The sequence below is a fragment of the Herminiimonas contaminans genome (assembly GCF_015645465.1).
In the GTDB taxonomy this organism is placed as follows: Bacteria; Pseudomonadota; Gammaproteobacteria; order Burkholderiales; family Burkholderiaceae_D; genus Oxalicibacterium; species Oxalicibacterium contaminans.
Window position 1 is genome coordinate 88,734 of record NZ_JADOEL010000005.1, and the last position, 23,411, is coordinate 112,144.

A 23,411-nucleotide genomic window follows, 5' to 3' on the forward strand; every position below is an offset into this window, starting at 1 on the left:
GCTAACGAATACCGCTTACGGCAAGAGTCATGGCGAGAACCGCTACCGTATTCAGTTCGCTTGCAAGGCAGGACGAGATAAAAAAATTGGATGCAGGGAATACGGATAATTTTTAAAAAAATGATTAAGGCAATCATTTTTTAGAATTGGTACCGGTATATTTTCGAACCGCCGGCTCCGGTATGGTCATGCACATGTTCACGACATCACTGACGCAATCCCGTTAAACAATGTTGCCAGATTACAGGCGCACACCTTGCTTTACAACGAACTCTTTTCAATAAGCTTATGCATCCGGTAACGACTTCTGTCGTTTGATAGACATGAGCGTGTTGTTTGCCGCCGTGTATTTATTTTCCAAATATCGACATGCAAAAAGATTCGTTTTGCATATGACGGGCAAGTGTAATCATTGCGCTTCCTTATCTGTTCATCGCTCATTAGCTTCCAAGCAAATGATGAATCAAGGTATGGCAGCTCCACCAGAAGACACCTTGCTTGCTCCATGCTAACGCTATCTGCCTCACTCTCCGTAGTCGGGTTCTGATCAGTTTTTATCCGGCACCTTGCACCAGGTCGCCGATGGAAAATCCTCCGTCTTGTGTGGATGACATGACGGACACAATCTGCATGTCGACAAATAGCTGCCTGTTAACTATCAATCACAGGATATGCTCATGACTCTTAGCTCCAGACTCTCCACCCCGCTTGTTAAACACCAGCGTTTCTTCTTGCACCTCATCGCTGGCATCAGCGCACTGGTCGTTGGCTCCACGGCACTGGCCGCACCTGCCGATGCTTATCCGGATCGCCTGATCAAACTGGTCGTGCCGTTCCCGGCTGGCGGCCCTACCGATATCGTTGCACGTCCTCTGGCGCATGACTTGTCGGCACAGCTGAAGCAAACCGTCGTCATCGAAAACAAGGGCGGTGCCGGTGGTGCGATCGCAGCGGACTCGGTAGCGAAGTCTCCGGCAGATGGTTACACCCTGCTGGTCGGTACTGTCGGCACGCAAGCCATCAATGCCGCTCTGTATAAAAAACTGCCTTACGATCCTGCAGTCGATTTCACACCACTAGGTGTAGTCGCGGCAGCGCCGGTCGCGATCGTCGTCAATGCAAAATCGCCATACCAAACACTGGCTGACCTGGTCGCCGCAGCGAAGAAGAAACCAGCCAGCATCAGCTTCGGCTCGGCTGGTAACGGCACACCCGGCCATCTGACCGGTGAAATGTTCTCGACCGCAGCGGGTATCAAATTCGCGCACATCCCTTATCGTGGCAGCGCACCGGCAGTGACAGACTTGCTGGGTCAGCAAATCGAAGTCATGTTCGATCCGGTGCAATCGGTATTGCCGCATATCCAGTCGGGCAAGCTGCGCGTACTCGCGATCAGCGGCGCACAACGTTCACCTGTATTGCCACAAGTGCCTACCGTGGCGGAATCCGGCTACAAGCAATTTGAAGCGGAAGCTTGGTGGGCGATTTATGCACCAGCCAATCTGCCAGCAGCGATTGCCAGCCAGCTCAGTAAAAACATCGCCGAGATCGTCGCGTCTGCGTCCTTCCGTGATCGCCTGACCAGTCTCGGTGTAACACCTGTCTCCATCCCGCCTGGCCCATATGCCAGGTTCGGTCGCAATGAACTGGAAAAATGGGGCAAAGCAGTACACGAGTCTGGCGCGCAGATCGACTGATTTGTTTAGTAAAGAAAGTATTTAATGAAGCTGAATGAAGAAGAAAAATCCATCCTCGCCGGTGAGCAAGGACGAGTCCCGCAACTAGCCTTGCAGCACCAGATCGCTGTCGGCGATTTCTTTGGCGCAGAAGACTTCGTTCCGGTCAGCCAGGCGCACATCATGGCCGATACCGAAAGTCTCGGTCAGGCCGGTGTGATCTGGCTGGAGCAGCTGGGTGAGATCACCGAAGGTCAACGCCAGGTACGGATACCGACCATCACCGATCCACGCGGTACCGACTTCGCCAAGTCGTCGGTGCTCAAACAGGATGGCTGGATGCTGGACCTGGAACAACGCGCGATCGATGCTTTCGTCAGACTCGGCGTCTCGATGACGGATACCTGCATCAACTACCAGACCATCGCCGCACCGACACGCGGTGAACACGTCGCCTTTGGCGATACCGGCGTGGTCATTTATTCCAACTCGGTATGCGGTGCACGCTCCAACTTCGAAGGCGGCCCGTCTGCCCTCGCCGCTGGCCTGACCGGTCGCACGCCACGCTATGGCTTCCATCTGGATAGTCAACGCCAGGCAACACTGCGCATACGCGTGGACTGGACACCGCAAACCCTGAACGACTGGGGCGCGCTCGGCGGTGTGATCGGACGTTTGTCGGCCAACTATTGGACGGTACCTGTCGTCGAAGGACTGGAAGGTGCGCCGACTTCGGATCAGCTCAAACACTTTGGCGCGGCCATGGCCAGCTTCGGCTCCAGTGCGCTCTACCATCTGGTCGGCATCACGCCGGAAGCCTACCGCATCGAAGATGTGGGCGGCGACAAGCTGCCGGTCGCACATCGCGTCGGTGAAGCTGAAGTTAAAGCGCTGCAAACTGCTTATGCAGTGACAGATGAAATCGACGTCGTCGTATTCTCCGCACCGCAGCTCAGCCTGTACGAATTGCGTGAGATCGCCAAGCTGTGCGACGGCAAGCAATTCATCAAGCCGATGCTGGCCGTGACCAGCCCGCAAGTGAAACCGGATGCAGATCGCATGGGCTTCACCGCACGCATCGAAGCAGCGGGTGGACAAGTCCTGTCCGGCATGTGTTTCTACCAGTCGTACGCGCGTGAAATGGCCGATGCCAACGGCTGGAAACGTCTCGCGACGAATAGCGCCAAGCTGGTCAACATCCTCGGCGGCTATGGCTATGTGCCTATGCTCGCCTCGATGCAACGCTGCATAGACGCAGCAGTAACCGGGAAATTGAAATGATAGAACTCATCGCGCGTCACGCGATCGGTGAAAAAGTAAGCGGTGCGACGCTGGTCGCCAATGATGGCTTCTCGGCACGCTATGACCTGGACCGTATCAACGGCACCTTCTCGCGTCCGGCACACAAGCTGGCTGGTCTGTCGTATGTCGGCAAGATCCTGGTGCTGGACACCGCCAAAGGCGGCGTCGCCAGTGCCTGGATGCTGCATGAAATGGCCTCGCGCAATAAAATGCCGCTGGCCATCGTCTTCAATACCGTCAATCCCATCCTGGTACAAGGTGCGGCCTTTGGCGGCCTGACCATGCTGGCTGGTTTTGATGTCGATGTGACTGCGACTATCCCGAATGGCGCGGCAGTGGAAATAGACCCGCAACGCAAATCGCTACGGGTTTTGGATTAAGGCAAGTATTCGCATTGAAGCAAAATTCGGATCACCAAAACTTATAGGGTGTCAGCTGCCAAAGATGGTATGTGGCGGCCGCTTCTGCGCGTCATCCGCTTGATCCGGCGGGCGGAAGATGACGACTAGGGCTTTCGATTCGCCTTTGATGCTGCGGCCGCGATGCGGGATGTTGGAGTCGAAGTAAAGGCTGTCGCCGGCCGACAATATCCACTGCTGTTCACGGCCGTCGATCATGAAGCTGAACTCTACTTTGCCATCGGTCACAAAGAGGAATTCCTCGCCTTCGTGATCGAAGCGCATTTCATGCGCCATCTCATTCGGGAACACCATGATGAAGGGTTCCATGTGCTTATGACGACGCTTGTTGGCGAGGGCCACATAGTCATAGCCGAAGGCTTCTTCGCCATGTACTACCGATTCACGCTCCCATGAACGCACGATGCAAATGGCATCGCTGCGCTCGGCGGTTTCCGTTCCGAGCAGCTCGGCAAGATCAGTGTGCAAGGCTTGCGCGATCTTGATCAGCGTACCTATCGGCGGAATGATCTTCGAATTTTCTATCTTCGAAAGATAACCTTTGGTGAACCCCGTCTCGCTGGCCAGCCTGTCCTGCGTATAACCGCGCGCAGTACGTAATTCAGAAACCCGGCGACCAAGGCGAAGTTCGATATCAGACAGTTCGGGAGGTAAATCAGTAGTAATTGCTTCTGCCATATTTACGATTCTATAGGGGGTAATGCAGCTTTATTTGCCTGCCACGCACGACTGTACTCAATGATGCGCGCGGTTTCATTTGCTACCTCGGGACTGATGCGTGTTTTCAACAGGTGCAACATCACGTCTATGCAAAGTGTCACGCCACCACCGGTCACCACCGTCTGCTGATCCACCACGCTGCTATGGACAGTCGCAATATCCTTGTACTGTTCCTTCATCAGGGACAACGGAGATATTTCCGGTGGGATGACTTCACATTTTGTCGTCGCTTGTTTCCCATTAAGAACTCCTGCGGCTGCGAGTATCATACCACCGGTGCAAACCGAGGTCATTATCGTATCCCGCGACCTCGCTTTCAAAAATGCCAGCGTCGCCGGATTTTTCACCTGCTCTTTCCACCCTGCGCCACCTGTCACCACGATTACATCGAACGCCGGTGCATCATCAACGCCGTACTCTGCTATCACCCGTAAACCGTTGGCCAGCAACACTTCGCCGCTGGTCGGCGCAATCGTATGGATCTGGATATCGGGGTAGGCCCGACGGGCCATCGACAACACACCAAAAGTTGCCAAATCAACAGGTTCTACATCTGGATATACAAATATTCCGAATTTCATTTCCGTCTCCTTTTGGTGAAACTTTTAAAGTTTAAGTTTACTATTTGTATACCTTATCATATATTTTGTTTCATCAACGGATAAGTTGATATGGAAAGAAGTGGAATATTGATACGTATTTGTTGCCCAAGTCGAGATTGCGCAGAGAAATAGTTTCATATTAAGAACCTCGCTTCTTTCGCCGGGAAACCAAGTCCGATATCTAACCACTCCACAAAAACACACGAAGGAGACAAGGAATGGAAATATCGACAAGCGGCGACGTCAGCGTCGCCAGCAAAGGAGTGAAGAAATCAAAAATCGGAACGATTGCGGCAGCGAGTTCCATCGGCACCATCATCGAATGGTATGACTTCCTGATTTACGGCATGGCGGCAGCACTGGTATTCAACAAACTGTTTTTTCCCAATGTATCACCGGTCATCGGTACGCTGGCGGCCCTGGGCACCTACGCGGTCGGCTTCTTCGCACGACCATTGGGTGGCGCTATCTTCGGCCACTTCGGTGATCGCGTCGGGCGCAAGTCGATGTTATTGCTGACCATGTTCATCATGGGGATAGGCACCGTCCTCATCGGCTGCCTGCCCACCTATGAACACATCGGCATCTGGGCTCCTGTCCTGCTGATCATTCTGCGCTTTATCCAGGGCGTCGGACTTGGCGGCGAATGGGGCGGCGCGGCGCTGATGGTACTGGAACACGCACCGAAACATCGGCGCGGCTTCTATGGCAGCCTGGTGCAGGTTGGTTTTCCCTTGGGCCTGGTGCTCGCTACCGGCGTCTTTGCCATCGTATCGAAATTGCCGGAAGCCGACTTCCTGTCCTGGGGCTGGCGCATTCCCTTCCTGCTGAGCGTCGTGCTGGTGGTGGTCGGCTATGTGATCCGCAGCAAGGTGGAAGAGTCACCGATCTTTTTGCAAATGAAAGCCAAGAACGAGCTATCCAAACAACCGGTACTCGATGCCATCCTCAAAAACCCACGCGCCTTCCTGACCGCCATCGGCCTGAAGATCTCCGAGGTTTCCTGGGTCTACATCCTGACCGTGTTCATCGTGGTACATGCGACCAACAATCTGCAATTACCCAAGTCGCTCATCCTCGACGGCATCCTTTATGCGGCATTGGTGGAAGTGATCACGATTCCATTGTTTGGCCTGCTATCGGACAAGGTCGGGCGACGACCGATGTATATCTGGGGTGCACTCTTCACGGTGGCACTGGCCTTCCCGCTCTTCACCCTGCTCGAGACCAAGGACAGCGCCATCATTATCGGTGTGATGATCGTCGCGCTCAGCCTAGGCCACGGTTTCATGTTTGCACCGGAAGCCACCTACTTCCCGGAACTGTTTGGCGCCAACGTGCGCTATAGCGGCGCCACGCTCGGCTTCCAGGTGGCAGCGGCGGTCGGCGGCGGACTCTCACCGATCATCGCCACCGGCCTGATGGCTTACTTCGGTGGCACGACCGGGGTCTCCATCATGTTGATCCTGCTGGCCGCCGTCACCCTCGTTGCCGCCATTGCAGCACGCGAAACACGTCACGAATCGTTGTAAGAATTTTTTGCGGGATGCCCGCGTTTTTTAAAGGAGAAGGAAATGAGCACAGTCACAGAAACCCGCTTAAAGGGCAAGCTGGAACCAACCATCAATGGATCGACCTACGTCAAACCGGCAGAACTGGAATGGAAACCGACCAAACACAAAGGCATACAGATCAAGGTCTTGTACGAAGACCCGTCCAAAGGTGAATTGACCTGCCTGTTGAAATGGGAACCAGGCACCATCCTGCCCTTCCACCGTCACCCGGAAATAGAACAAACCTATGTAGTCGAGGGCTCCTTCTATGACCACGACGGCATTGCCCGGGCCGGTGAATATACCTGGCGCAAACCTGGCTCCTTGCATGAAACGCGTTCGGATGAAGGTTGCATCATCCTCGCCGTCTACCGCAAGCCTAACGTCTTCTTCGATGTTGATGCCGGATTCTGACCTCCACTAGAGTCTGCACATGGCCTACATCGTTACCGAAGCCTGCATACGCTGCAAATTCATGGATTGCATAGAGGTCTGTCCGACCTATGCCTTCCATGCCGGCGCAAACTTCGTCGTGATCAATCCGGATACCTGCGTCAACTGCGGACTGTGTGAAATGGTGTGTCCGACCCAGGCCATCAAGGCCAGGGGTGATGCAACGGAAAGGGAACTCGTATTCGTGGAGTTGAATGCGAGCCTTGCGCTAAGCTGGCCGGCCATTACACAGAAAGGAACGGTTCCGGCGGATGCGGAAGACTGGATAGGCGTTGCAGACAAGAAGGAATACCTGCTCTACGCGCCGGATCCGGCGGCAAAGTAAGACGGTCATTATTGGATGTTATGCATGCGTTCCGAAAGATTGATTTCTTCCGGAACGCATTTTTCCTTCTGCGACAAGATGTGAACTCAGGTCGGCAGCAATACCGCCGGCCAGCTCCGCAACTCAGTGCGTATCCTTGCGGTAGCGGCCCGGCGCCACCCCGACAAAGCGTTTGAAAAAGCGCGCAAGGTGCGACTGATCGGCATAGCCGCAAGCAAACGCTATGTCCACCAGCGATAACTTCCCATCACGTAGCAGTTGCTTGGCCCGATTGATCCGTAGTACCTGCAAATACTGATTGGGCGTTGCCTTGGTCGTCACGGTAAAGCGCTCAAAAAATATGGTCCTGCTCAGGCCAATGACGGCGGCCAGGTCGGCGACCTGGAAACTGCCATCCAGATTGGCTTGCAAATAATCATTGACGCGCTGCATCTGTGCCTGGGAGAGTGGAACCCTGCTATCCGCGCTGCGAGGCACATCCCGTAATTGCGAATGCCGTGAAAAGACACAAGCCACAATCGCCTGCGCCAGATAGTCGCTACTCAGGTTGGTACCGGCAGGCTCACTCAGCATATGCTTGCAAGTATCCAGCAGGTAAGTCAGGCTCGGATCGGCGGTTTCAGTCGGCGCGAGCAAATCGATTTCATCCAGTCGCCGACCGTAAATTTCATCTGCCAGCTCGCGCAATATCTCATTCTTGATGTAGACATAAAAAGCGTTAATCAAGTCGAAACCTTGCACGGCATAGCCATTGCCCGGCGCAATAATATTGTGGCTATTGGCCGCCATCTCCCCCTGGAAAGTCTTGCCGTCTTTTTCCAGCACGATTTTAATTTTTTGCTGGGGCACTGCGATGAACAGGGAAGAGATGGGCGGAACAACTTCTTCGAAGGGATCCGTACGCGCCAGCACGGCAGCCATATTCGACCAACCCAATCCATCGCTGGCACGTATGATTTCGCGGCTCGCGTCGAACACCATCGGTGTTTCCCTGAGCAGGAATTGCGGGCGAATTATTTTCTTGGTGGAGGAAAGGATATCAGGGGATTCGTCGGGCAAAGGTATGGACGACGAAGAAGGGAGTTGCGTATTTTCAGTTGAAAATAATTGGCCCATTCTGCCGCCCGACTATCTAGGGTGATTTTTCGCAAAAATATTCGCTTTTATCTTGTCTTGCGTTTCTATCTTATCAGCAATTTTCTCGCTGTAAATACAGGTAACAATCGTTATCAATTCAACGCATGCAAAGCCATCGTCTGATACGTAACGCGGATCGTCTTCATCACTTTTTTAATTTCCACATGGAAATATGCATTTATTTCTCACCATACAGATGCATATCTTGCTTACAGCTATTGCTATAAAAAACTTGTACTCCCTGGTTTTTCATTAAAGCTCATCCGTTAACGATTGTTTAGAAAGTTGGCGGACGAAAGTGCCGATTTCGAACGAACGTCAAATACGTTTTTCTGCGCAACTTCGACAATCCGTCCTAGCACTCCCTTCAGTGCATCAAACACTCGCCTCGATGCTTATCAACTGAAGGGCGACCCTCACTTTCAACAAACTGACTGTAAGCACGGCTGGCTGCAGCGCCGATGGCAGTAATTCGGGGATAGCCATACCTTCACCGCCAACTTCGGAATCAGGATGACCTTCTAGTTCTGATGCCTGCCAGATAGTCATTACTCAAGAGGTTTAAAAATGAAAAAGAAATCGATCGCCATCTCAGTAGGATTAAGCAAAAGTGTAGCCATTACTCTTTTACTTCTTAACGCGGAGCGATCGATGGCTCAGCAAGTGCATGCGAATGGCAGCACGGAATCAGTCAGCGGCACCATCGATACCGGCATACTTTCTTACATGTCCGGCTATGGCCTGTTTGCAGAGAAAGGCGGCACGATCCAAAGTACGGGTCCGGTGACCATCAAAACCGGAGGACCAAGTGCCAACCCTGTGAATGCAGAAACCGGCGGGAAAATTTTGCTTACGGATGGCGCCACTATCCGTGGTACCGGAAGCACCACAATGGGACTAAGTGCAGCAGGGACTGACTCAGAGATCATTGTTAACAATGCAAACGTAGAAGTGACCGGAACCGACTCCATCGGTGCAAGAGTTGTCGATAACGGACTGATTCGCGCGACCGGCGGCGCCATCACAGGAAAGAAAGGTGTATATGCTCTTACTGGCGGTAAATTCATAGGAAAAGACGTCGCCATCACTGCAACCGGTACGGGTACGTGGTTCAAGCACGGCGTGGAAGTAAACACAAAAGGCAGCGTTGAACTGACTGGTGGTTCCGTTACCACCATGGGAGAACGCTCCGCTGGTTTATATGTCATTAATTCAGATACCAATTCGATTAGCCTGACCGCAAACGGCACCCGTATCAAAACATCAGGTCTCAATGCGCGTGGTGCAGAAATCAATGTCGGAAAAATGCACCTTGAAAATGTCAGTATTCATACGACGGGTACGGGTGGAGATGGTGTTTGGGTCGACGGCATCAATGACATCAATTCCTCCAGCGGCACAGCCGGTTCTTCAGTGTTAACAATGAATGGTGGCTCCATCGTGACCGAATCTGCAAATGCTTACGGCCTGACAGCCTTGAGCCAGGGCAGGATCACGGCAAGCCAGGTGTATGTACAAACCCTGGGCGACTCCAGCATGGGAGCGGTGGCACAATTAGGTGGCAAAGTCATCCTGGACGGCGGATCAATCACGACCGCAGGCTCGCAGGCTCACGGCTTGTTTGTGGTAGGAGTAGGTGGACCGACTGGCGCAACACCTGTAGCCGCCCGTATCGAAGCAAGCGGGATCAATATTACGACCAGGGGAGACAATGCCTATGGTGCTTACATGCGTAGCGCTGCCGAATTGCAACTTGACAGCACCAATATCACCACCTACGGCGCGAATGCAAGCGGCCTGATCGCAAGCACCTACCAAGTTGGCGGAGCCAACAAGGCAACCATCACCAACAGTACGATCACATCGAAGCAAGCTGCCGGCATACGGGTCGTGGGCAGTACAGCGGCAGATGCAAGCACACTGGAAGTGTCGCTGACAAACTCGACCGTCAGTGGAAAAACCAATGTCATCGAAGTCGACGGCGCCGCTGGCAATGTGGCTATCCTTAAGTTGACTGCTAATAATTCGGTACTGAACGGGGCAGCCAGACTGGGTAGCGGCAACACTTCCGACATGACGTTGAAGAATAAGTCGATGTGGAATATGAGTGGCGATTCAACACTGAGCAGTTTATCGCTGAGTGGCTCCTCTGTGGTCTACACCAATAGCGGCAATTTCAGCCCCATGACCCTGACGGTAAAGAATAACTTCGACTCAAGCAACGGCACTATCCAGCTCAATACCATACTAGGCGACGACAACTCGCTGACAGACAAGCTGCTGGTCGAAGGCAACACTACAGGGACGGGGAATATCCGGATCAAAAACGCCGGTGGCAGCGGCGCACAGACCATCAACGGCATCAAGATCATTGATGTCCTTGGCGTTTCCAACGCCAATTTCTCCCTCAATGGCGACTATGTCATCCAGGGCCAGCAAGCCGTGGTCGGTGGTGCGTATGCGTACACTCTGCACAAGAACGGTATCAATAGCCCGAATGATGGTGACTGGTATCTACGCTCGCAATTGATAGAACAAAAGGAAGTAGCGCTATACCAGGCCGGGGTCCCCAGCTATGAAGCCTATCCACAAGTCCTGCTGGAACTCAATACCCTCGCAACATTGCAACAACGGCTGGGCAACCGGGTGTGGACCGATGCCAGCGGCATCAACGCGGGAAACAACGACGCAGTGCGTACCGGTGCCTGGGGCCGTATGGAAGGCCGTCATCACAGCATCAAGCCGGCCATCTCGGATAGCCAGGCCCACTACGACAGCAATATCTACAAACTGCAGGCAGGTGTCGACACCCTGCTGCACGAAGATGCCACTTCCGGTCAACTGATAGGCGGTTTGTTTGCGCAATACATCAACGGCCGCACCGCAACTTCGTCTCCTTTCGGAGCCGGCAAAATCAATACCAACGCTTACGGAGTGGGTGCGACCCTGAGCTGGTTTGGCAACAACGGCTTGTATGTCGACAACCAATTGCAGTTCAACATCTACGACAGCGACCTGAACTCAAAATTGACCGGTGCCGCTCTCGTCAATGGCAACAATGGCAGCGGCTATGCAATATCAAGCGAGCTCGGCCTGGACCTCAAGCAGGAATCCGGCTGGACGCTGACACCGCAGGCACAGCTGATTTACTCGAAGGTCAAGTTCGATAGTTTCAAGGATGCCTTCGGCACCCAAGTCACGCTCGACAAAGGGGCGAGCCTGCTGGGACGACTGGGACTATCGATAGCGCATGAAAGTGCATCGCTGGACGGCAGCGGCAAAGCCAGGCATCAGCGGCATTACGCCATTGCCAACCTGTACAACGAGTTCCTGGATGGCACACGGGTCGACGTTGCAGGCGTTGGTTTCGCCAATCGCAATGAGCGCTTGTGGGGCGGGATAGGTGCAGGTACTTCGTATAGCTGGGCTGACGGCAAGTACATGGTCTACGGGCAAGGTATGCTTAATACCAGCCTGAAGAACTTCGGCGATAGCTACACCTTTACCGCTACGTTTGGAATCAGGATGGCGTTTTAACACCAGTTCACTTTTTTAGGCAGTCCTGATACTTCTTTCATCAATACGGCACCCCAAACATCAAATAAATGGAAGTCTCGCCCCCACCACCGGCAAAGCCCAGGAAGCCTGGTCCAAGGAAGGTATCCGCCGCAAAAAATACCGATGCCGATTTCAGCGTGCCCTGTCCGTCGCGTTTGTCCAGTATGGATGCAACGCGCCCGACTTCCAGTGATCCGCCCAGGTAGACACCGTTACCCAACGGCGATGGCAGATTGAAGATGCGGTTGTAGTACATCAGGCGACCCAGCGCGTAGTTGCTACCGGCGAACTGATCTATCCGGTATGACGACAATCTGAAAGGACCACCCAGGCGGTAAGAGTCAAAGTATGGAATCTCGGTACCAAGATTGGAGCCACCTGAAGCGGTCATGCTGAAGGTGTGTTGGCCAAAACTTTTGACGTAAGTAGCCCGTCCTTCCAGCTTGTTATACGCCTCCTTATCGAACCAGCGCTCTGCCGTCATGACCATGGAGTAACCTTCGCGCGGAAGGAATGGACGATCCAGCTGATCCAGGAAGAAGCGCGCACGTACTCCACCACCATCGGATTTAAAGTCGGGCAGGATAGGTGACCCCGTGTTGACCTCAGCGTTAATCCGTCTGTACACCGGCCCCACACGCACATCACCCCACGGCCCCATAGAGATACCGAGATCAGCACCGAGCCGGAACTGCTGCGTCAGATAGCGCGCCACCTGGTCTTCCCCGAGGAACACGGGTCGGGTGTTTTGGCTGATCTTGCCGTAGGGTGCGATAAAGAAGCGCTCCGCTTCGTCAAATGGTTGATAGAACTCGCTGGAGATAAAAGTATCGCGACCGACCTGTGCATCCACGCTCCACTCTGCTCCGAGGTTGCTCAGCCAGGTGCGCTTGTAACTGACGCCTGCATTGAAATCGTTTTCACCCCGGAAGTCGGTTTGCAGGGAGACGCCAAAGCGCAGGTAATCCGGCCCCCATGATTTTTCATGGGCATCTATGACCAATACACGACGACCTTCTTCATCATCGATGTGATAGTTCACGCCTTCAAAATCACCACGGCCGTATATGCGCCGCAGGTCTTCGCCTATCTTTTGTTCGGATAATGGCTCACCAGTGCGGGTATTGATCAGGTTGCGCAGGACCGCTGCATTGGTCTTCTGCAAACCCTCAAAGCGAATCTCATCAATCACGCGCAAGCTGGCCGGTTTGGCAGCCTGGGTTTTGCGCAAGCGCGCATATGCATCCGGCGTCAGGCTATAGCGCTGCAAGGAAGCACTCATCGCGCGTGCTGCCTGCTCGCCGATTATGATCGCTTCACTGGCACGATCAAAGCTGGCGGCCGAGATATCACCCAGTTCCGGTTTGATGAGGATGTCTTTCTCGCCCAGCGTGGCGAGCTGGCGCTCGACGGAATCATTGCCGAGCAAATTGACCAGCTGGCCGACGATGGAGATGATGGAACCTATCTCTTTGCGTTTCAACGGTGGCGTACCGATGTTGACGGCGATGATGACGTCACCACACAATTCGCGCGCGACGTCGATAGGCAGGTTGTTAGCGATGCCGCCATCGACTAGTAAACGACCGTTGCTTTCTACGGGCGGCACTACGCCCGGTAACGACATGCTGGCACGCATCGCAGCGGGCAAACTACCGCGCTCCAGTATCACTGGCTTGCCGGTTTCAAGGTCGGCCGCAATCGCGCGATAGGGAATCGGGAGTTTTTGAAAATCGCTGTTCTGCGTACCAGCAGCGGTGAAGTCGCGCAAAAAGCTTTCGATGGAGATACCTGCAATCACTCCCTTGGGTGCGAGGATTTGTGTGCCGCGTACGCCAAATTCCGGCGCGAAGAGGTTTTTGTAATCATCATCCTTGCGTCGCATCGGGATTTCATTGCGCGGCGGATGATCGGTGAAGACTTCATTCCAGTTAGTCGTCGAAATGATGCGCTCCATTTCCTTCGGCGCTATGCCTATCGCAAAACCGCCACCGACGATGGAACCCATGCTGGTGCCGACCACGCAATCGACCGGCACACGTAACTCTTCCAATACTTTCAGCACACCGACATGCGCGGCACCACGCGCGCCGCCACCCGACAATGCCAGGCCTATGCGCGGACGCTCAAGTACTTCCTTGCCGTAAGCGCAGATGCACAAGGCTGATAGCGCTGTCGCACAAAGCCAGCCCGGTAGCCGACGCATATCCGATCCGCGTCACCGAACAGGATTATTCGCATTGCTGGCCGTATGGGAAACCGGTTCCGGCAATGCCACTTTTTGCCAGCTCTTGTCCGGATCAAAAATCTTGATGCGTTTGACGAGGACGGATGTATTCGGGCCCAGGTCTTTTTCATATACCTTGCCGTCGTGGCTGATGATGAAACTCTTGATGCCGGTCTGTCCGTAGTTGATGGGCCAGGCCACCAGTGCAAAGCCGCTCACCATGCGTCCCTTGATGACGTAGCTGTATGCACCGCCCGGCGCATTCTCGCCTTGCGCGGTCAGGATGCGGTAGTGATAACCGTGGTAACCCTCACCCGGTTTCAGGTCGGCAATTAAAGAGCCAAACGGACTTGCCGCTTCAGTATCCGAGGCTGGCCAGTACAAGCCATCATGCTTGCCCGGGCTGCTTTTGAATTGCTGCGCATACTGCAGCACGCCATCCTTGCTCCGGTCGACACTCGCATATTCTTTCTGTGCATCGTAGTAGGCCAGCATGGTTTGCATGGTGTTCAGCTCATTACGTCCGATACGACGGGTGCGCACTTCTTCCGAACCGGCCTGTATATCGAATTGCCAACCCGTCGCACGTTTCACCACCGGCATAGGCAAAGTCCAGCCCTGTGTACCGACTTCCACGATGGCACGCTCCGGGGTCTGACTGACGATGCGATGTCCCTGCTTCCATGCATTCAGGAAGTCCTGTACGTCCTGCTGTGCGACGTCATGCGTCGGGATCAGGGTTTTCCAGTCCTTGCCCAGCACCTTGTTCAGTTGTTCTGCATCCTGCTTGCTCAGTGCGTCGACAAATGCATTTGCCGCATCATCGGCAGACGGAAAATTTTGCTGCGCCCAGACGGCAGACGTCGTCAGTATGGCCAGCAATGCCAGCAAGAACATGCGCACCTGGCGCAAGCCGCTAGCGAAGAAGAAGGAGGAAGGGTTTAGTTTGTTGTTCATGTCACTTGCTCCTAGTGATGACGTCCGAGACCACCGCCGCCACCGCCTGCGGCACGACCACCACCGGCGCGCGCGGGTGCTGCGTTAGTGTGCTGCGCCATGGACTGACGGCTGGCATTGCCACGATCAGCCTGTTGCCGCATCTGCTGGCCATTCCCTGCTCCGCGCAGTGCGTTATCGCCGCGTGCCGGTTGATTGCGGGTCGCGCCACCCAGCTGGTTACGGTTATTGTCACGCGCTGCATTCTGCGCGCGATCACGGGCCTGCGGATCGCTGCGCAAGCGATTGCGTTCTGCAGCCGGGTCCATGCCACGTTGTTGCAATGTGCCCTGCGCCTGCTTGCGTTGTGCATCACGTGCCTGATCATGACCGCGAAAGTCCTGGCGATCAGCCGCACCAGGAATACTCTTGCCGTAACGTTGCTGGCTGGCCGCGTCGCGATACGGCACACCGCGCCGGTTCGCACCGTTGTGCTGGAAGGTGGTCTGATTCGCATTGATCTTGTGATTGACGTTCACATTGTTGTACTTGTTGACATTGATGTTGACGTCGCCGTGATGCCAGTCACAATCGCTCCACAAGGCAGCGGTAATACCGACACCCACGCCGAAAGCAATACCGGAAGCCAGCGCTGCACCCGGATAGTAGGCCGGAGGTGGTGGCATGTAATACGGTGGATATGATGGATAAGGCCAGGTGCCGTACACCACAGTCGGGTTATACGCAGGGACATAGACGACTTGCGGATTGGCTGGCTGGATCTGGATCACCTGCGTGGTTTGCGAGGTATCGACCACCACTTTTTGCTGTTCATTTGATTTCAGGTTACCGGCTTTTTGCGCACGTGCGCGCAAGCGCTGCGCCGAGTCCAGCACATCTTTCGATGAAGCGAGGAAGGCATCACCCAGTTTTTGTACCCAGTCAGGTTTCTGCCCCATCATCTGCAATACCTGAGGAAAGCCCACCAGTGCCTTGACGCTGGGATCCCACTGCTGCGCGTCTACTGCCTTGACCGCATCGTCACCTTTCATATTTGCATGGGCGGCCGACCATTTGGCCGCATCGGCCACATCAGCCGGATAAGTCGCCGCCATCAGCACTTGCGACAACAGGGTGTCAGGATACAAAGCCACCGGGGCGACCAGTTGATCCAGCTGTTCTTTCGATAGCGGTGGCGGTGCGGCCTGTGCCGCTGCCAGCACGGGATGCAAACATAAGACCAGCGCCAGTGCGCGTAGCAATCCGGGTATGAGCTTACTCATTACTCCTCCTTGTCAAATCCTTGCGTGCATTACCCGAATCAACTCGGCCCTGTGGTTCAAATGACGACTGTCTACAAAGTGAACTGCAAGTTCAGGCCCATGAATACCTGAAACTTCGGCATGCCACTGCTCTCATGCGCCATCGTCCATTGCGGCGCTGCAAATAGCTTGAGCGTGGCCTGTCATGAAAACTGGCACGGCATTTCCTGAGGAATCCGCTGCATTGCTCACCATAGTCAAAATGAAAGCCGGAGAATATCGGGCATACAGGCAGAACCATGTGCCCTTTGGTGCAATGGCTGCCCGTCCTGTCCTGCCCGGAAAAAAGTTGTGCCAGCGCTAGCGACGACGGAAGCCGCCCCTGTGCATGCCCATCGAAGATTGACGTAGTTGATGGGTCTGCTGTCCACCCGCCATGCGCGCATTGCGCTCGCGTTCCAGTTCTTCCGGATGGGCCTGCTGCATATTTGTCGCGGATGGCTGCATGTTGTGTGACGCACCCAGACCACCGCTGGCATCACGGGTCGCCTGTCCCTGGTTGCTGCCAGGGACCGATTGCCAGCCATTGCTCGTATGCTGCTGCCAGCCGTCACCGGTATTGCGATAGACCTTGCCGTCCTTGCCTGCGTATACGTCATCACCGACATGGGCAACGTGGCCACCATCCTGTCCACTGGCACCGCCAAAGGTAGTCCACTGTCCGGTGCTCTTGTCGTAATACGCGCCGCGATTACCGTGCACTTCATTGCCGCTATAAGCATTGCCAGCCGTACCGCGTGCACCGACCACCACATTGCCCTGCGGTCCGGTAGCGACACCGCGTGCACCAGCCGCATAGTTACCGCTGTAAACATTGCCAATCGCACCGCGCTGTCCGGCCGAGGCAATGCCGGTACGCGAATTGTAGGAAGCGCCGACACGACCTGCCCACTCATTGCCGGTCCACGCATCGAAGCCACCATACTCACGCGACACGCTGGCACGGTTGCCCCACTGCTGGTAAATATTGCCGCTGTATCCGGCCCAGCCACCCGGGCCCCAGGCGACCGAGCCCCCCGCAGCGCCCCAGGCACGACCCCAGGCTGGATAAGCCCATGGTCCCCAATACGGATAAGGGCCCCAGCCCCAGCCATATGCAACCGTCGCCGCACCCCAGAACCAGCCAAAGCCAAAACCGTAAGCCCAGCCTGTCCACGGCGTATAGGCTATTGAGGCGGCATAACCATAAGTCACCGGATCACCATACCAATAACTGCTGACCCATGGCTCGTACGCATAACCGGTGCCGTACACCACCACACCTGTCAACGGATCGATATATGCGCCTTGATAACCCGGCGTATACCCGACATACACCGTGTTACCGCTGACCGCATAGATCTTGACGTAAGTCAGGTAATACAAAGGTGAACTGGGCGGGATGCTGTAAATCACCAGCGGTACCATGGTCGCCACCGACCACGGGCCGCTCACCGACGAAGCCCGGAACCAGACGCCATCCTGCACCGCATAAACACCCGAACCTGCAACCCGCACTATCGGCGTTGCCGAGTTCGCCACATACTCCAGCGTGGTGCCCTCTATGGTTTTGAAAAGCGGCGCGCCATCGAACTGCGGCTGTGCCAGTTGCGTGCCGACGATATTGACTGCCGCTGTCTGCGGCACCGTCGCCGCGATCACAGCATCGGCTGCCTGCGCAGTACCGGCGACCGAGGCTTTAATGTTCTCCACGGGACTGTCATCCGGAATACGGGCGAAATCGGCAGGCAGGTCATTGGCCGCGACAAACTCCCATGGTCCCAGTTCTCCGGAAGCGCGAAACCAGCGCCCCGATACAAGGACATAGGTTTTATTATCCGGCGCATGGCGCAAGACATGGCCAGTGGTATTGCTCACATACGACAGATTGGTGCCGCTGATCGCGGTATACCTGGGAGCGCCATCGGTGACGATCAACTCAGTCGGCCTGGTCGCCACCAGCACATTCGGCACTATGCTTTTCAGCGACGGCCCCGGCTTGTCCGGTGCCGACTGTCCACTCAGGGCATCGATCAGGTATGCATTTGAAGTTTGTTTGTAGGCTTCATCCAGATACGCGGATGTCGCATGCAACAAACGCCATGGGCCGGTGAGCGCAGGCGCGGTCATCCAGCCATCGAATATTTTCAGGTAATACGTACTGGTGCTGTCACGCAGTACCAAAGGACGGGTATTGATAATCCGCTCAAACGGCAAACCTGGTAGCGTCCGATAGACCGGCTTGCCATCTACATAGATCAGGATGGCCGGGACACTGGAGAAGATGAACTCCGGCGGTATATTGCGCAGCGGTACGTTGCCGTCATTTTTCTGTGCCGCATTGATCGCCAGCTGCTGTTGCAAACGATCCAGCGCTATCGTGTGTGACTTGCCGGCGAAGTCCTGTTCTATAGCCTTGGTCCAGGCTTGTGTTTGCGCAGCAGTGGCGGAACTGAAATCGCTCTTCACAATCACCGCGTTATTGATAGTGACGACCCGCGTTCCCTTATCCGTCAGCGTCTGGGCCTGCATCGTGACGATGCCGTAAGTCACCTGCGCTGCTTTACTGCCGGTACTGGCGCGCACTGCCATGCGTGCAGTCAGGTGAAAACCATCCCACGCATCCAGCTGCGGCTGGTATACCGTCAATTTGGTAGAAGCGGAGGTGATGGCCAGCGGCCAGGATGACTCCTTGCCGATCGCACCGGTACGTTCATACGTCTTGGTATCCGCCGCAAATACCGTGCGGTGAGCACCACCGGTAACGCAGCACGCCAGAACCAGCAACATCAAACCAAAGCGATAGCCTGCAGCATTCATGACCACTCCTCACCATGTCAGCATTCCGAACAAAACTGCGCCGTCTCATTGTGGGCAAATGATCCGATTCGCAACATTGGATCTTGGTGACGCATCATTTGCCCTGATGTACCTGTCCGGCCTAGTCAAATGCATAGACCTTGGCCCACTCCTTCTTCATATCGACGACGACCCAGCCTTTGGCCTGTGCTTCATCCAGTGCCTTGTCCAGCTTGCCGATATGCGATGTGCGGTCATACGCCCATTCACGCTTGTCATCAGTGTGATGCACCAATCCCATGAAGCGCGGCCCCTTCCCGGCAGCAGTCCACTGCAACATCTGTAAATCGCCATCCGAGTTACCAAAGGCAAAGATAGGCTGACGACCGATGTTGCGATAAATGCCGACCGGCTTGCCGGGACCGTCATCCAGGAAACCCAGCTTGGGCAATTTGGTCAGTACCGGCTTGCCATCCTTCTCTTCAAACTTGACTTCACCGATGCTGCCTATCACCCGTTCCGGCGGAATGCCATAGGCCTTCTTGCTCCACACCCGCATGAACTCGATGCCACCGCCGGACACGATGAAATTCTTAAAGAAGTTCATTTCGAGATAGCGCAGCAATTCCTTCATAGGCTGATACACCAGGTCGGTATACGGCCGGTTGAAACGCGGATGCCGCGAAAAAAACAGCCAGTCATCTATCGCCTTGTCGTACTCGTCGGTCGTCATGCCCGAGTTGGCTTGCGCCAGTAACTCCAGTACCGGCTTGGGACCTATCTTCATGAGGGCAGGCATGTCACGCGCCATCAGTGCCTTGAACTCAGGCAGTTCCTGCCATTCCGGATGCTTGGGCGCAGCCGCGCGCACCTGGTCTGCCATGAAATAAATCTGGAAGTAAAACGGCTGCTCACTCCACAAAGTGCCGTCGTTATCAAACACGGCTATACGGTCATCCGGTCTGACATAGGTTTTGGCATTGGTATCCGTCACCGAGGTGACGAACTTGATGATGGCTTGCTTGGCCGGGCCGTCGCGCCAGGAAGGCAGGGCATCAGCCGCCCAGCTGGCAGGCCATGCCGCCAGCAACGAAAGGGCTAGCAGTCCTTGCAGGAAAGCACGCTGCAGCAATGCGTATCCGGAATCATTTTTCATGTGGCACTCCCTGGCGCAGCACTGGCGCGGACGATGCAACGGAAACCCAGATGACAGGTCGCGGTATCTATCGGTTGTGCCATCCTTGCTGCGGGCCGATAACGACGACAATAATTAGGTGCACACAGGTGTGAACCGCCCTTCATGACCTTGCGCGGAATCTGTACATTCTTCAGACGCTGATCAAAGCTGCCGTCCGGCTCACCGCCACGTGGATTGTTGATGGTGCAGCAGGCGTGCTGGATTTTGTTGTGCTCCTGGTACCAGTCGACCGTCCACTCCCACACATTGCCCGCCATGTCATACAAGCCATAGCCATTCGCAGGAAAAGCGCCGACCGGCGAAGTCCACTCATAACGATCCAGCAAGGCATTCTGATGCGGGAAATCACCCTGCCAGTGATTCGTCATATAACGTCCGCCGGGCATGAACTCATCACCCCACACATACTCGGCACCATCAAGGCCGCCGCGTGCAGCGAACTCCCACTCGGCTTCGGTCGGCAATGATTTACCGGCCCACTCGGCATACGCCAGCGCATCGTCGTAACCGATATGCACGACCGGATGCTTCCACAAACCTTGCAGCGAAGATTGCGGGCCACGTGGATGCTTCCAGTCGGCACCGGCCACATACTTCCACCACTGATGCGGATCATCCAGCACCACACGCGTCGCAGTTTTTTGAAATACCACGGATGACGGCACCAGCAATTCCGGCAAGGCGCCGGGATAGTCAGCCGGATTCACTTCACGCTCGACCATCGTGACGTAAGCGGTCTCGTCCACGAAGCGTTTGAAGTCGCTATTCGTCACCACATACTTGTCCATCCAGAAGCTATCGACCACGACCTTGTGTGCCGGCGCCTCTTCCGGGTAGTGATCGTTGGACCCCATCAGGAATTTCCCGCCCGGGATCCACGCCATATTCCGCAAGTCTGGTGTGGACGTATGCTTGGCCGTATCGGCGAATGCTTGCAGCTGCGTATCCATATGCATGTGCTATCCCCTGGTTGAAATTGAACTAATGGTTAGACCTTATTGCTGGTTATTTTTTTTGGCGATCCAGTAGCGTGCAATGCGTGCGAATGGCCCGCGCAACAAGAGGTAAGGCAGTACCGCAAGGCAGAAAGTAATGATCAGCGCTTCGGCTACGTAGAAGGTATGCAGTACTTTGTATTGGTAGATCGCTTCCATGCCCAGCGATAGCAAAATGATGCGGCTGGTCGCCTTCAGCCCTTCCTTGATGCGGCCGACACGTGCTTCCGGGCGGTGTACCAGGGTCCAGAAGTATGGTGAACGACCGGTACGTGCATCCTTAATGCCATCCAGCAAAGCGATAATGATGCCCATCGTCGGCTGCAGCATGAAGCGGAACGCCATCGGCCCGCTGGGGCGTGACATCAGGTCGGTCCAGATACGTGTCAGTATGTCGGTGAATTCCGTCATTACTTCCCCCAAAAAAATTGAGTCATACCATCAGCCTTGCGGCAGATTACTCAGACGTCCGGTGACCGGCTTGCCACCATTGGCACTCCATTCACGCACGATGGATTCCACCCCGGCACGCGGCCCGATATCAAACTTCAGATCCAGGCCATCACGCCGCAACAGATCCCGCACTTCACCAGTGAGGTTGGATAACTTCAGCGTGATGCCGCGCTCCTGCAACTCACCCTGCAGGTCGAGCAGCATTTCCGCAGCGGCGATATCCGAGTAAGGCGAAGAGGAAAGGTCAAACACCACCAGCTTGACCGGCGCAGTCTGCCGCTCTATGGCGTCCAGCAAGTCGTCCTTAATCTTGGAAACATTGGCGTAGAACAAACCGGCATTCGCACGAAAAACCATCACGCCCGGTACGGTTTCGTTTTCCGGATGACGCGCCAGGTCGCTATAGAGCTCGCTGCCCGGGATGCGTCCCAGCAGCACCGTGCTCGGATTGCTGGCGCGCCAGACCAGCATCAGCAGAGACAGCACCGTACCTATCATCACACCTTCCAGCATGCCGAACACCAGTACACCCAGCATCGCCGCCAGGGCAATCCAGAACTCTTTAGGGCTGACGCGATACAAACGCAGCAGCGCCGGAATATCGATCAATCCCTTGACCGCGATAATCACGACCGCTGCCAGTACCGGTTCCGGCAGATTCGTAAATACGCCGGTAAAGAACAAGACGATTACGCCAAGCAGGATGCCGCAGATGGCGCCAGCCAACGGCGTCTTCGCACCTGATTCGTCATTGACTGCAGAGCGTGACATGCTGCAACCCACAGGTTGCGCCGCACCCAGGCCACACAAAACATTCGCCGCACCTACCGCCAGCAATTCCTGGTTGGCATCGACCGGATACTTGTGTTTGGCGGCAAAAGTGCGCACCACGCCCATACCTTCGACATAGGACAGCAGGAACACCGCAAACGCGGTCGGCAACAAAGCCTGTACATCAGCCAAGGAGAATGAGGGCAGCTTCATAGGTGGCAAGCCGCTCGGGATCTGGCCGGTGATCTTGATCCCTGCCGCATTCAGCGTGGTGTACATCATCAGCAAGATAGAGAGCGCGACCAACACCAGCGCCCACGGCACCTTGGGTGCCAGCTTCTCGGTCAGCAACAGGAAGACAATGCCGAATAGGCCGAGGGTAAGCGCGTAGAGATTGGTCTCACCCAGATGCGTGACGATAAAGTAGATGCGATCAGTGAACTCACCGGTCGCGCCCTCTATGCCAAACAACTTGCCCAGTTGCGTCGTCCCTATATAAATAGCCGCGCCCGCAGAGAATCCGGTCAGTACCGATTCGGAAATGAAATTAACGAGAAAGCCGAGTCGCAACACGCGCGCCACGATTGCAATCAAACCCACCAGGATAGCCAGTAGTGCAGCCATCTCGCCATAACGCGCAACATCATGGCTGACCACACCGGCCAGTCCGGTAGCAACCAGTATCGCCAAAGCAGAGGTCGGGCCTATCGCCGCCTGCCTGGAAGTACCAAACAAGACGTAGGCAAATACCGCCAGCAAGCTGGCATACAAACCGGCCTGTGGCGGCAATCCCGCCAGGCCGGCATACGCCATGCTCTCCGGTATGCAAAAAGCCGCTACCGTTACACCTGCAAGCACATCGGCGCCCAGCCATTTGCCTTGATAATGCGGTGCCCATGACAGTATCGGCAAACAGCGCGTGAGCCAGGAACTGCTCTGTACCGGCACTTGCGGTACGGCGTTCATGCCACATCCTTGCTAATCAT

Annotated in this window: 18 protein-coding genes; 7 read left to right on the forward strand and 11 right to left on the reverse strand. The window is 55.2% G+C overall.

Going from position 1 to position 23,411, the window contains the following annotated elements; translation table 11 throughout:
- Nucleotides 1-677: 677 nt before the first annotated feature.
- From IXC47_RS08545 to IXC47_RS08555, 3 genes are read left to right on the forward strand one after another with little or no spacing between them, the layout of a single operon-like run.
- Nucleotides 678-1,697, forward strand: a complete 1,020-nt coding sequence (locus tag IXC47_RS08545) for a Bug family tripartite tricarboxylate transporter substrate binding protein (protein WP_195875307.1) — start codon at nt 678-680, stop codon at nt 1,695-1,697.
- Nucleotides 1,698-1,721: 24 nt separating this feature from the next.
- Nucleotides 1,722-2,957: an aconitase X gene (locus IXC47_RS08550; RefSeq protein WP_195875308.1), complete on the forward strand. Its 1,236-nt coding sequence runs from the start codon at nt 1,722-1,724 to the stop codon at nt 2,955-2,957.
- Nucleotides 2,954-3,358: an aconitase X swivel domain-containing protein gene (locus IXC47_RS08555; protein WP_195875309.1), complete on the forward strand. Its 405-nt coding sequence runs from the start codon at nt 2,954-2,956 to the stop codon at nt 3,356-3,358. The genes IXC47_RS08550 and IXC47_RS08555 overlap by 4 nt, the downstream gene beginning before the upstream one ends.
- A 51-nt stretch (nt 3,359-3,409) precedes the next feature.
- On the opposite strand, the gene IXC47_RS08560 is transcribed toward IXC47_RS08555, so the two are convergent.
- Together IXC47_RS08560 and IXC47_RS08565 are read right to left on the reverse strand one after the other, a co-directional pair.
- On the reverse strand, nt 3,410-4,075 hold the full coding sequence (locus IXC47_RS08560) for a helix-turn-helix domain-containing protein (RefSeq protein ID WP_195875310.1): 666 nt from the start codon (nt 4,073-4,075) through the stop codon (nt 3,410-3,412).
- A 2-nt stretch (nt 4,076-4,077) separates the two neighbouring features.
- Nucleotides 4,078-4,698, reverse strand: a complete 621-nt coding sequence (locus tag IXC47_RS08565; RefSeq protein ID WP_195875311.1) for a DJ-1/PfpI family protein — start codon at nt 4,696-4,698, stop codon at nt 4,078-4,080.
- A 239-nt stretch (nt 4,699-4,937) separates the two neighbouring features.
- Here IXC47_RS08565 and IXC47_RS08570 point away from each other — a divergent pair, with 239 nt between their 5' ends.
- The 3 genes from IXC47_RS08570 to IXC47_RS08580 are packed head-to-tail and all read left to right on the forward strand — an operon-like array spanning nt 4,938 to nt 7,050.
- Nucleotides 4,938-6,251 carry an MFS transporter gene (locus IXC47_RS08570; RefSeq protein ID WP_195875312.1) on the forward strand — a complete coding sequence of 438 codons (1,314 nt, stop codon included), beginning with the start codon at nt 4,938-4,940 and terminating at the stop codon, nt 6,249-6,251.
- Between the two features lie 42 nt (nt 6,252-6,293).
- Nucleotides 6,294-6,686: a cupin domain-containing protein gene (locus IXC47_RS08575; protein WP_195875313.1), complete on the forward strand. Its 393-nt coding sequence runs from the start codon at nt 6,294-6,296 to the stop codon at nt 6,684-6,686.
- A gap of 19 nt (nt 6,687-6,705) precedes the next feature.
- Nucleotides 6,706-7,050, forward strand: coding sequence for a ferredoxin family protein (locus IXC47_RS08580; protein WP_195875314.1), 345 nt, complete (start codon nt 6,706-6,708; stop codon nt 7,048-7,050).
- 123 nt (nt 7,051-7,173) lie between these two features.
- Here the strand turns inward: IXC47_RS08580 and IXC47_RS08585 are convergent, their stop codons facing one another.
- On the reverse strand, nt 7,174-8,166 hold the full coding sequence (locus IXC47_RS08585; RefSeq protein ID WP_175626440.1) for a helix-turn-helix domain-containing protein: 993 nt from the start codon (nt 8,164-8,166) through the stop codon (nt 7,174-7,176).
- 672 nt (nt 8,167-8,838) lie between these two features.
- On the opposite strand from IXC47_RS08585, the gene IXC47_RS08590 reads away from it, so the two are divergent.
- Nucleotides 8,839-11,724, forward strand: coding sequence for an autotransporter family protein (locus IXC47_RS08590; RefSeq protein WP_195875315.1), 2,886 nt, complete (start codon nt 8,839-8,841; stop codon nt 11,722-11,724).
- A gap of 40 nt (nt 11,725-11,764) precedes the next feature.
- Here the strand turns inward: IXC47_RS08590 and IXC47_RS08595 are convergent, their stop codons facing one another.
- The 8 genes from IXC47_RS08595 to IXC47_RS08630 form a co-directional block, all read right to left on the reverse strand.
- Entirely contained in the window at nt 11,765-13,951 is a 2,187-nt protein-coding gene (locus IXC47_RS08595; RefSeq protein WP_195875316.1) for a patatin-like phospholipase family protein, read from the reverse strand.
- A gap of 12 nt (nt 13,952-13,963) precedes the next feature.
- Nucleotides 13,964-14,929, reverse strand: a complete 966-nt coding sequence (locus IXC47_RS08600) for a DUF2950 domain-containing protein (protein ID WP_195875317.1) — start codon at nt 14,927-14,929, stop codon at nt 13,964-13,966.
- Nucleotides 14,930-14,940: 11 nt separating this feature from the next.
- Complete coding sequence (locus IXC47_RS08605; RefSeq protein ID WP_195875318.1) at nt 14,941-16,191, reverse strand: DUF3300 domain-containing protein; 1,251 nt, start codon at nt 16,189-16,191, stop codon at nt 14,941-14,943.
- 339 nt (nt 16,192-16,530) lie between these two features.
- Nucleotides 16,531-19,029 (reverse strand): RHS repeat domain-containing protein, encoded by a 2,499-nt coding sequence (locus IXC47_RS08610; RefSeq protein ID WP_195875319.1) that lies wholly within the window; start codon nt 19,027-19,029, stop codon nt 16,531-16,533.
- 121 nt (nt 19,030-19,150) lie between these two features.
- Nucleotides 19,151-20,164: an HAD family hydrolase gene (locus IXC47_RS08615; protein WP_175626434.1), complete on the reverse strand. Its 1,014-nt coding sequence runs from the start codon at nt 20,162-20,164 to the stop codon at nt 19,151-19,153.
- Entirely contained in the window at nt 20,161-21,162 is a 1,002-nt protein-coding gene (locus tag IXC47_RS08620) for a formylglycine-generating enzyme family protein (RefSeq protein ID WP_230089466.1), read from the reverse strand. The genes IXC47_RS08615 and IXC47_RS08620 overlap by 4 nt, the downstream gene beginning before the upstream one ends.
- A gap of 39 nt (nt 21,163-21,201) precedes the next feature.
- Nucleotides 21,202-21,612: a hypothetical protein gene (locus tag IXC47_RS08625; protein ID WP_175626433.1), complete on the reverse strand. Its 411-nt coding sequence runs from the start codon at nt 21,610-21,612 to the stop codon at nt 21,202-21,204.
- Nucleotides 21,613-21,642: 30 nt separating this feature from the next.
- Nucleotides 21,643-23,391 (reverse strand): SulP family inorganic anion transporter, encoded by a 1,749-nt coding sequence (locus IXC47_RS08630; RefSeq protein ID WP_195875320.1) that lies wholly within the window; start codon nt 23,389-23,391, stop codon nt 21,643-21,645.
- Between the last annotated feature and the right edge of the window lie 20 nt (nt 23,392-23,411).